General features: G+C 68.8%; 12 protein-coding genes. 9 read left to right on the forward strand and 3 right to left on the reverse strand.

The window, feature by feature from the left end:
• Positions 1-41: 41 nt before the first annotated feature.
• Positions 42-341 carry a hypothetical protein gene (locus tag AC3XYG_RS28240; protein WP_489143206.1) on the reverse strand — a complete coding sequence of 100 codons (300 nt, stop codon included), beginning with the start codon at positions 339-341 and terminating at the stop codon, positions 42-44.
• 113 nt (positions 342-454) lie between these two features.
• On the opposite strand from AC3XYG_RS28240, the gene fabI reads away from it, so the two are divergent.
• From fabI to AC3XYG_RS28265, 5 genes are read left to right on the forward strand one after another with little or no spacing between them, the layout of a single operon-like run.
• A complete protein-coding gene (fabI, locus tag AC3XYG_RS28245; protein ID WP_489143207.1) occupies positions 455-1294 on the forward strand; it encodes an enoyl-ACP reductase FabI in 840 nt (279 codons plus the stop codon).
• Entirely contained in the window at positions 1291-1797 is a 507-nt protein-coding gene (locus tag AC3XYG_RS28250; RefSeq protein WP_489143208.1) for a GNAT family N-acetyltransferase, read from the forward strand. The genes fabI and AC3XYG_RS28250 overlap by 4 nt, the downstream gene beginning before the upstream one ends.
• A gap of 18 nt (positions 1798-1815) precedes the next feature.
• Positions 1816-2892: a chorismate synthase gene (gene aroC / locus AC3XYG_RS28255; RefSeq protein WP_489143209.1), complete on the forward strand. Its 1077-nt coding sequence runs from the start codon at positions 1816-1818 to the stop codon at positions 2890-2892.
• Positions 2893-2908: 16 nt separating this feature from the next.
• Complete coding sequence (locus AC3XYG_RS28260) at positions 2909-3211, forward strand: FitA-like ribbon-helix-helix domain-containing protein (RefSeq protein ID WP_489143210.1); 303 nt, start codon at positions 2909-2911, stop codon at positions 3209-3211.
• Positions 3212-3243: 32 nt separating this feature from the next.
• Positions 3244-3582, forward strand: a complete 339-nt coding sequence (locus tag AC3XYG_RS28265; protein WP_489143217.1) for a PIN domain-containing protein — start codon at positions 3244-3246, stop codon at positions 3580-3582.
• 77 nt (positions 3583-3659) lie between these two features.
• Here AC3XYG_RS28265 and AC3XYG_RS28270 read toward each other — a convergent pair whose 3' ends face one another.
• Positions 3660-3887 (reverse strand): hypothetical protein, encoded by a 228-nt coding sequence (locus AC3XYG_RS28270; protein WP_489143211.1) that lies wholly within the window; start codon positions 3885-3887, stop codon positions 3660-3662.
• A 253-nt stretch (positions 3888-4140) separates the two neighbouring features.
• On the opposite strand from AC3XYG_RS28270, the gene AC3XYG_RS28275 reads away from it, so the two are divergent.
• The 4 genes from AC3XYG_RS28275 to AC3XYG_RS28290 all read left to right on the forward strand — a co-directional run bounded on the left by AC3XYG_RS28275 (position 4141) and on the right by AC3XYG_RS28290 (position 8169).
• The gene (locus AC3XYG_RS28275) at positions 4141-5610 is read left to right on the forward strand and encodes an ABC transporter substrate-binding protein (protein WP_489143212.1); all 1470 of its coding nucleotides are present in this window, start codon (positions 4141-4143) and stop codon (positions 5608-5610) included.
• Between the two features lie 64 nt (positions 5611-5674).
• Entirely contained in the window at positions 5675-6730 is a 1056-nt protein-coding gene (locus AC3XYG_RS28280; RefSeq protein ID WP_489143213.1) for a trypsin-like peptidase domain-containing protein, read from the forward strand.
• Positions 6731-6947: 217 nt separating this feature from the next.
• Positions 6948-7736, forward strand: coding sequence for a phosphodiesterase (locus AC3XYG_RS28285; RefSeq protein ID WP_489143214.1), 789 nt, complete (start codon positions 6948-6950; stop codon positions 7734-7736).
• A gap of 1 nt (position 7737) precedes the next feature.
• A complete protein-coding gene (locus AC3XYG_RS28290) occupies positions 7738-8169 on the forward strand; it encodes a GNAT family N-acetyltransferase (RefSeq protein WP_489143215.1) in 432 nt (143 codons plus the stop codon).
• A gap of 4 nt (positions 8170-8173) precedes the next feature.
• On the opposite strand, the gene AC3XYG_RS28295 is transcribed toward AC3XYG_RS28290, so the two are convergent.
• Positions 8174-8716, reverse strand: a 543-nt coding sequence (locus tag AC3XYG_RS28295; RefSeq protein ID WP_489143216.1) for a substrate-binding domain-containing protein, incomplete at its 5' end; no start/stop codon positions are given.

Raw genomic sequence — 8716 nt, forward strand, 5'->3', positions numbered from 1 at the left:
ATCGGGGTCAGCCGCCGGGCGTTCTGGCTGAAGCCGTCGAGTTAGTTCAGCACGGTGTGCCCGACCTGGGGCACCAGCATCTCCACCACCCAGTTCTGGGCCGGGCCGTTGAACACGCCGATGGCGGGGAAGGCGGACAAAATGGAAAAGGCGTTGGTGGCGATCGGCACCATCGCCAGCAGCGAAGAATAGGTCAGGGCAGAGGCAGCCTGGGCCCCACGGTCGTTCCAGAAACGCAGCATGGCATAGCGGCCGAAGGTGAAGACGGCATGGCCGAAATCGGCAATGGCCGCCCGTGTGTTCCAGTTGCGCTCTTGCCGATCCCCCGATCCGGATGCCATTCATCAGCCCATATTTGACCCGTTAGGGCGTTCGTGTACGATCCCGGCCACTTGATCCCGAGGACCCGCGGCACGCCCCGTTCGGGTTTCCTGACCCAGACTGAGGCTGTGCAATGACGGTTCCCCCTCCGCTCCTTCAAGGCAAGCGCGGCTTGATCATGGGCGTCGCCAATGACCGCTCGATCGCCTGGGGGATCGCGTCGGCCTGTGCGGCGCATGGTGCGGAGCTCGCCTTCACCTACCAAGGTGACGCGCTGCACAAGCGTGTCAAGCCGCTCGCCGAAAGCGTCGGCTCGCAGCACGTGCTGCCCTGCGACGTCACCAACCAGGACAGCATCGACGCGGTGTTCGAAACGCTGGGCCGGGAATGGGGCAAGCTCGACTTCCTGGTCCATGGCATCGCCTTCTCGGACAAGAACGAGCTCGACGGCCTCTACCTCAACACGTCGCGGGATAACTTCCTGCGCACGATGGACATCTCCTGCTACAGCTTCACCGCCGTGGCGCAGCGCGCCGTGCCGCTGATGAGCGATGGCGGCAGCCTGCTGACCCTGACCTATTACGGGGCGGAGCGGGTGATGCCGCACTACAACGTCATGGGCGTGGCCAAGGCGGCGCTGGAGGCCAGCGTGCGCTATCTCGCGGTCGATCTCGGCGGCCGCGGCATCCGTGTCAACGCCATCTCGGCCGGCCCGATCAAGACCCTGGCGGCCAGCGGCATTGGCGATTTCCGCTACATCCTGAAGTGGAACGAGCTGAACGCGCCGCTGAAGCGCAACGTCACCATCGAACAGGTCGGCGGCGCCGGACTGTACCTCATCTCCGAGCTCGGCTCCGGCGTGACCGGTGAGATTCACCACGTCGACAGCGGCTACCACACTGTCGGCATGGTCGCGGTCGACAGCGCCGCGGCGACGGCGGAGCTGCTGCAGGGGCTGGCACCCAAGCCATGACCGGTGCGGCGGCCGACGCCACGATCCGGCTCGCCACCGAGTCCGACCGGGCGGCGGTGACCGCGCTGTTCCAGGACCTCGACCGGTTCTATGCCAAGGACCGGCCGGTGGCGCCGGCCGCGGTGACGGCGGCGCTGGTCGAGCGCCATGTGTTCGGCGAACACGGCACCGAGGTGGCGGTGGCGGAGATCGATGGCGTGGCCGTCGGCCTCGCCAGCTTCGCCTCGGTCTTCCCGGGGCCGCAGCTCGGCGGCAATTTGCTGCTGAAGGACCTGTTCGTGCGCGACAGCGTGCGCGGACGCGGCACCGGCGAGGCGCTGATCCGCTTCCTGGTCCGGCTGGCGCAGGACCGCGGCTGCGCCCGGCTCGACTGGACCACCGAAAGCTGGAACGAAGGGGCGCAACGCCTCTATGACCGGATCGGCGCGGCGCGGCAGCCGCAGAAGATCTATTATCGGCTGGAAGGCGCGGCCTTCGAGCGACTGGCACAGGCGGACGACTAGTCCGGACGGATCGGAATCATGGCCGGCAACAGCTTCGGAACCCTGTTCCGCTTCACCACCTGGGGCGAAAGCCACGGGCCATCCATCGGCGCGGTGGTCGACGGCACGCCGCCGCTGATCTCGCTCTCAGAGGCCGACATCCAGCCCTGGCTGGACAAGCGCAAGCCTGGCCAGTCCCGCTTCGTCACCCAGCGGCGCGAGGCCGATGAGGTGAAGATCCTGTCCGGCGTCTATGAGGGGCAGACCACCGGCACCCCGATCTCGCTGCTGATCGAGAACACCGACCAGCGCAGCAAGGATTATTCCGAGATCGCGGCCAAGTTCCGGCCCGGCCATGCCGATTACACCTACTGGAAGAAATACGGCATCCGCGACCCGCGCGGCGGCGGCCGGTCCAGCGCGCGCGAAACCGCCAGTCGGGTCGCCGCCGGCGCCATCGCTCGGAAGATCCTCTCCGGCGTGACCATCCGCGGTGCCCTGGTGCAGATCGGCCCACATGCGATCGATCGCGACCGCTGGGATTGGGACGAGGTCGACCGCAACCCGTTCTTCTGCCCGGATGCGGAGACCGCGTCGCGCTGGGAAGAGTATCTCGACGCCGTGCGCAAGGCCGGGTCCTCGACCGGTGCCATCGTCGAGGTGGTGGCGACGGGCGTGCCGCCGGGCTGGGGCGAGCCGATCTATGACAAGCTCGACAGCGACCTCGCCCGGGCGATGATGACGATCAATGCGGTGAAGGGCGTCGAGATCGGCGCCGGCTTCGGCGCGGCGGCCCTGTCGGGCGAACAGAACGCCGACGAGATGCTGATGGGCAATGACGGCGCGGTGCTGTTCAGCGCCAACAATGCCGGCGGCATCCTCGGCGGTATCTCCACCGGCCAGCCGGTGGTGGTGCGCTTCGCGGTCAAGCCGACCAGCTCGATCCTGACGCCGCGCCGCACGGTCGATATCCAGGGCCACAACACCGAGATCCTGACCAAGGGCCGGCACGACCCCTGCGTCGGCATCCGCGCCGTGCCGGTGGGCGAGGCGATGATGGCCTGCGTCCTGGCCGACCACATGCTGCGCCAGCGCGCGATCGAACCGCGGGACTGAGCGCCGGCACGATGCCTTGCCGATCCTGCAATCAATGATTAATTTTAAATCAGTGATTGCAGGAGCCCCCATGGCGAGCATTACGATCCGTCAGCTCGACGAGCAGTTGAAGGCCCGGCTTCGCGTCCGTGCTGCCGAGCATGGCCGGTCGATGGAAGATGAGGCGCGGGACATCCTGCGATCGGCGCTGTCGACGGGGCCGAAGCGGCCGGGCAATCTGGCCGACGCGATCCGCCAGCGCTTTGCTCCCCTGGGAGGGGTCGATCTGCCCGACATGCCGCGGGAGACGATGCGCGAACCGATCCGCTTCGAGGAATGATTGTCCTCGATACGAATGTGCTGTCCGAGGTGATGAGGCCGCGGCCGGACCCGAAGCTGGTCTCATGGCTTGCGGCCCAGCCGACGGCGTCCCTGTTCATTGCCGCGATCACCCAAGCCGAAATTGTCTACGGCCTGGCGTTGCTGCCGGAGGGGCGGCGGCGGATCGACCTGCTAGCGGCGGCATCGTCGATGTTCGCCGAGGATTTTTGCCGGGCGTATCCTGCCCTTCGAGGCGGACGCGGCCGTCGCTTATGCCACGATCGCCGCGGATCGGCGCCAGGCCGGGCGGCCGATCAGCCAGTTCGACGCGCAGATTGTGGCCATCGTCCGTTCGCGGGGCGGCTTGCTGGCCACCCGCAACACGCGTGATTTCATCGACTGCGGATTCTAGGTCATCGACCCCTGGCAGGCGGCGCAGCCATCGTGAATCGATGGCACGGCCGGCGTCAGCGGCGGCGGACGACCCGCCGGGCGCGGACGTCGATGATGGAAAACGCGCGGTCCGGATAGGCCTGGGAGCCGCTGTCCGCCGCAACGTCCGCGTCGCCGAAGAAGCACATGACCTTGCCGCGGCGCACCAGCGCATAGGGCGCGACCGAGTCCGGGCTGACATCCAGGAAAAATTTAGCCAAAGCCTCGGTATCTCGGCCGTCCGGATGGTCTTGTGCCGTCATTGAGGTCCCCCTGGCGGAATTGACCCGGCCTCGCGATCTGCGCTGCGCGCAATCGGATGTCACGGAGTTGCAATCGTCTGACTATAGCGATCTGCGGCCAAGGATACGAGCGGCCAGGCACCGCATCGCAAAAAGCTTGATCCGCGGCCTGTCCTGCGGCCACCCTCGGGCACGGGTGCGATCGTTCGGCGGTACCATCCGACTGCCACGGGGCCGCCCGCCACGGGGCCGGGTCCGCATCCGGGGAGACATCATGCAGCGCATCGTGCCGTTTGCCGCCGTAGCCCTGCTGTTGGCCGCGGTGCCGGCGCTTGCCGCCCAGGACAGCATCGTCATCGGCGTGCAGCAGGAGCCGGCGACGCTCGACCCGACCACGGACGGCGCCGCCTCGATCGATGCGATGCTGACCGCCAACGTGTTCGAGACGCTGGTGACGGTGGACCAGGCCGGCCAGCCGCAGCCGGCCCTGGCGAAAAGCTGGGAGGTTTCGGCCGACGGGCTGGCCTATACCTTCCACCTGGTCAACGCGACGACCTTCCATGACGGCATCCTGTTCAATGCGGCCGATGTGGTGTTCAGCCTCGACCGCGCCCGGGCGTCGGACGGCAAGAACCCGTCGAAGGCCCTGTTTGCTGCGATCGACAAGGTGGAGGCGGCGGACGACCTGACCGTGGTGGTCAGGCTGAAACACCCGGATGCCTTCTTCCTGACCGACCTGGCCCAGGGGGCGGCCGCGATCGTGGCGCCGGAGACCGCCGATGGCGATCCCACCCAACCGGTTGGCACCGGCCCGTTCAAGCTGAAGGAATGGCGCCACGGCGACCGGCTGGTGCTCGAGCGCAACGACGCCTGGCGCGGCGCCAAGGACGTGGCGCTGCGCGAGGTCACCTTCCGCTTCATCGCCGACCCGGCGGCCGCCACAGCGGCGCTGCAGGCCGGCGAGATCGACGCCTTCCCCGACATGGCGGCGCCGGAGGCGGTGGTGCAATTCCAGAACGACCCGCGCTTCAAGGTGATGGTTGGCACGACAGAGGCCGAGGCGGTCCTGGCGCTGAACAACGCCCGCAAGCCGTTCGACGACATCCGGGTGCGCCGCGCCCTGTCCTATGCCATCGACCGCCAGGCGATCATCGCTGGCGCCATGTTCGGCTACGGCACCGCGATCGGCAGCCATTTCCCGCCGCAGGACCCGGCCTATGTCGACCTGACCGGCCTGTACCCGCATGATGCCGCCAAGGCCAAGGCATTGCTGGCCGACGCGGGCTATCCCGATGGCTTCACCGCCCGGCTCGACCTGCCGCCCGGCCCATCGGCCGCACGGATCGGCGGGCTTGTGGCGGCGCAGTTGGCCGAGGCGGGGGTGAAGGCCGACATCGTCACGATGGATGCCGGCGGCTGGGCCAATGCGATCGGCCGGACCGATTACGACATGGCCGTGATCGCCCACGCCGTGCCGCACGCCATCGAACGCTACGCCGACGGCGCCTATGGCTACGCCAATCCCCGGGCAAAGGATCTGTGGGACCAGATCGTCGGCGCCACCGATCCGGCCATCCTGCAGGCGCGGGAACAGGACCTGCAGCGGCTGATCGCCGAGGAAGCCGTGAACGTCTACCTGTTCGAGCTGCCGCGGCTCGGAATCGCAAAATCCGGGATCGAAGGCCTTTGGGCCAACGCGCCGGTGAACTTTTCACCCCTGTCGGGGGTTCGGTGGGCGGAGTGAAGCCAATTCTGGACGCTTGGCGCAAACCGGCGCACATCTCCAGGGTATCGGAAGGAAGAACAATATGCGCCGCGTCAGATCACTGCTGATCGTCCCCGTGCTGCTCGCACTGGCCGCCTGCAACACTTCGGGGTCCGGCGGTTCCGTCGGCGGGCTGCCGACCACTCTGAATCCGCTGCTGGTGCGGACCATGCCGGCGGTGGTGAACATCCAGGTGCGCGGCACCGTCCGCCCGGATGCCGAGATGCTGCGCGACCCCGACATGCGCCGCTATTTCAACGGCGAGAAGGAAAAGTCGTTCCGCAGCGTCGGCTCCGGCGTCATCGTCGACGCGGCGAAGGGCTTCGTCGTCACCAGCGCCCATGTGGTCGAGAACGCCACCGAGATCGGCGTGACCCTGGGCGACGGCAACGAGGTGCCGGCCCAGGTGGTCGGCAGCGCCGCCGACATCGACATCGCGGTGCTGCGCATCCCGGCCAAGGGGTTGACCGAACTGCCGGTGGACGACAGCTACACGCCGAAGGTCGGCGATTTCGTGGTCGCGATCGGCAACCCCTTCGGTCTCGGCCAGACCGCTTCGCTCGGCATCGTCAGCGCCACGGGCCGCAGCGGCCTTGGCATCGAAGGCTATGAGGACTTCATCCAGACCGATGCGGCAATCAACCCCGGCAGCTCCGGCGGCGCGCTGATCAACCTGGAAGGGCAGCTGGTCGGCATCAACACCGCGATCCTCAGCCCATCCGGCGCCAATGCCGGCATCGGCTTCGCCATCCCGATGCACATGGTCAAGAATTCGATCGACCAGATCGTGCAGTACGGTTCGGTGTCGCGCGCCCGGCTCGGCGTCGCCATCGAGGACCTGACCCCGGCCAAGGCGGCGTCGCGCGGCATCGCCGTCGGCCATGGCGCGCTGATCACCGGCATCGTCCCCGGCACCGTCGCCGCCTCGGCCGGGCTCAAGGTCGGCGATGTCGTCACCGGGCTGAACGGCCTGCCGATCGACGGCGCCACGGCGCTGCGCAATGCCGTCGGCCTGATGCGGCCGCAGACATCGGTGACGCTGACCGTGGTCCGAGGCAAGGACACGATCAGCGTGCCGGTGGCGCTCGGCGGGCAATAGTCCCGATACCCTTCGGGATGGCCGGCTGATGCCGTGCCGTCCCGGGCGGTGCCGGACGAAGCGCGGGCGCGATCGACTCTCACCCCTCATCTGGTACTGGCGCGGGGCCTCGTCGCCGTTGTAACGGTGCTGGGCGTCAACCTGCTCGGCAACGGTCTGTGCGACCGGGCCGGCCCTCGTCTCACCCCGTGGCGCTGAGGGAAGTTCCGGAGAGATCATGCTGATCGCCCAGATCACCGACACCCATGTGACGACGCCCGAGGTGGCGGTCGAGACCGGGGTGGACGCGCTCGGCGCGCTGCGCCGCTGTGTAGAGCACCTCGCATCGCTGTCGCCGCGGCCGGACCTGCTGCTCGTCACCGGCGACCTGGTCGATCGCGCCGACCTCGAATCCTACCAGCTGTTCCAGAAGACGCTGGCGCCGCTGGGCCTGCCGATGCTGGCGATTCCCGGCAACCATGATTCGCGTGAGGTGATGCGCGAGGCCTTCGCCGGCCATGCCGGCATCGGCACCGACGGTCCCTTCCTCAACATCGCCGGCGAAACCGGCGGCCTGCGGCTGATCGGCCTCGACACCACCATCCCGGGCCGGATCGAAGGGGTGCTGTGCGAGGAGCGGCTGGCCTGGCTCGACGCCCGGCTGTCGGAGGCGCCGCAGCAGCCGGCGCTGGTGTTCATGCACCACCCGCCCTTCGAGACCGGCCTGACCCGCATGGATGGCTGGCGCTGCGGCAACCCGGAAGGGCTGGCGCCGATCCTGGCGCGGCACCGCCAGGTGGTGCATCTGCTGTGCGGTCATGTCCACCGCGCCGTCGACACCGTCTTCGCCGGCATCCCGGCCTCGATCGGGCCCAGCCCGTCGCATGCCGTCGGCCTCAATCTCGAGCCGGGCGCCGAACTGGTTGTCGGCATCGAGCCGCCACTGATCCGCCTGCTGTACTGGACCGGCAGCCGGCTGATCTCGCATTTGTCCCCGATCGACGGCGTCCAGCGCCGGGTGTCGTGAGATGGCCGCGCCGGATGTGGAGGTCACCCTCACCGATACCGTCGAGGATGGGTTCGAGACCCTGCTCAGCGACGGCCTGAACGTCTACAACGACGAGATCACCGGCTACAGCGACCGGCGGCCGCTCTCGGTCATCGTCAAGGACTCCGCGACCGGCGAGATCCTCGGCGGCGCCAAGGGCCGCACCTCGCTGGGGATGCTGTTCGTCGAGCTGTTCCACCTGCCGGCGTCGCTGCGCGGCTCCGGCCTGGGCTCGCGGATCCTCGGGATGATGGAGGAGGAGGGGCGGCAGCGCGGCTGCCGCGTCGCCGTGCTGTTCACCATCAGCTTCCAGGCGCCGGACTTCTATCGCCGCCAGGGCTGGCGGGTGTTCGGCGAGATCCCCTGCGACCCGCCCGGCACCAGCCGGGTGTTCCTGACCAAGGACCTGTAGCCGCTCAGCCGGCAGGCCCGACCGTCGCCCGCGGCACCAGCGCCACCGGCACCGCCTCGATGATCGCCGGCCGGCCGGGCTCTTCGGCGCGTTCCAGCATCAGCGCCACCGCGCGGGCGGCGACGCGCCCGGCATCCTGCCGGATCGTGGTCAGGCGATAGGGTGCCAGGTCGGCCGGCGGCACGTCGTCGAAGCCGATGATCGAGAAGTCGCGTGGTGCAGTCCGGCCCGTGGCCCGCGCCCCGTCCAGGAAGCCGCAGGCCAGCACGTCGCTGGCGCAGAACAGCCCGTCCAGCGGCGCGTCCCAGGCGGTCGCGGCGGCCGCGGCGCCGGCGGCATGGTCGGGACCTGCCGCGGTGATCGGGCGGAAGGTGGCGCGGCCGGCGGCCAGGGCTGGCGCCAGCGCCGACACGAAGGCGGCGCTGCGGGCCAGGCCGCTATAGGTGCCGCCCTCGACTCCCAGGAAGCCCAGGCGACGGCAGCCCGCCGCCACCAGCGCCTGCGCCGCCAGCCTGCCGCCGGTCTCGTTGTCCGACAGCACGGCGTC

The sequence above is a fragment of the Inquilinus sp. genome (assembly GCF_057815775.1).

What these genes read in the sequence shown, in the direction of transcription:
- aroC (WP_489143209.1), top strand. Translation starts at nt 1,816, where the DNA reads ATGGCCGGCAACAGCTTCGGAACCCTGTTCCGCTTCACCACCTGGGGC.
- AC3XYG_RS28265 (WP_489143217.1), top strand. Translation starts at nt 3,244, where the DNA reads ATGAGGCCGCGGCCGGACCCGAAGCTGGTCTCATGGCTTGCGGCCCAG.
- AC3XYG_RS28285 (WP_489143214.1), top strand. Translation starts at nt 6,948, where the DNA reads ATGCTGATCGCCCAGATCACCGACACCCATGTGACGACGCCCGAGGTG.
- AC3XYG_RS28290 (WP_489143215.1), top strand. Translation starts at nt 7,738, where the DNA reads ATGGCCGCGCCGGATGTGGAGGTCACCCTCACCGATACCGTCGAGGAT.
- AC3XYG_RS28240 (WP_489143206.1), bottom strand. Translation starts at nt 341, where the DNA reads ATGGCATCCGGATCGGGGGATCGGCAAGAGCGCAACTGGAACACACGG.
- AC3XYG_RS28280 (WP_489143213.1), top strand. Translation starts at nt 5,675, where the DNA reads ATGCGCCGCGTCAGATCACTGCTGATCGTCCCCGTGCTGCTCGCACTG.
- AC3XYG_RS28250 (WP_489143208.1), top strand. Translation starts at nt 1,291, where the DNA reads ATGACCGGTGCGGCGGCCGACGCCACGATCCGGCTCGCCACCGAGTCC.
- fabI (WP_489143207.1), top strand. Translation starts at nt 455, where the DNA reads ATGACGGTTCCCCCTCCGCTCCTTCAAGGCAAGCGCGGCTTGATCATG.
- AC3XYG_RS28270 (WP_489143211.1), bottom strand. Translation starts at nt 3,887, where the DNA reads ATGACGGCACAAGACCATCCGGACGGCCGAGATACCGAGGCTTTGGCT.
- AC3XYG_RS28275 (WP_489143212.1), top strand. Translation starts at nt 4,141, where the DNA reads ATGCAGCGCATCGTGCCGTTTGCCGCCGTAGCCCTGCTGTTGGCCGCG.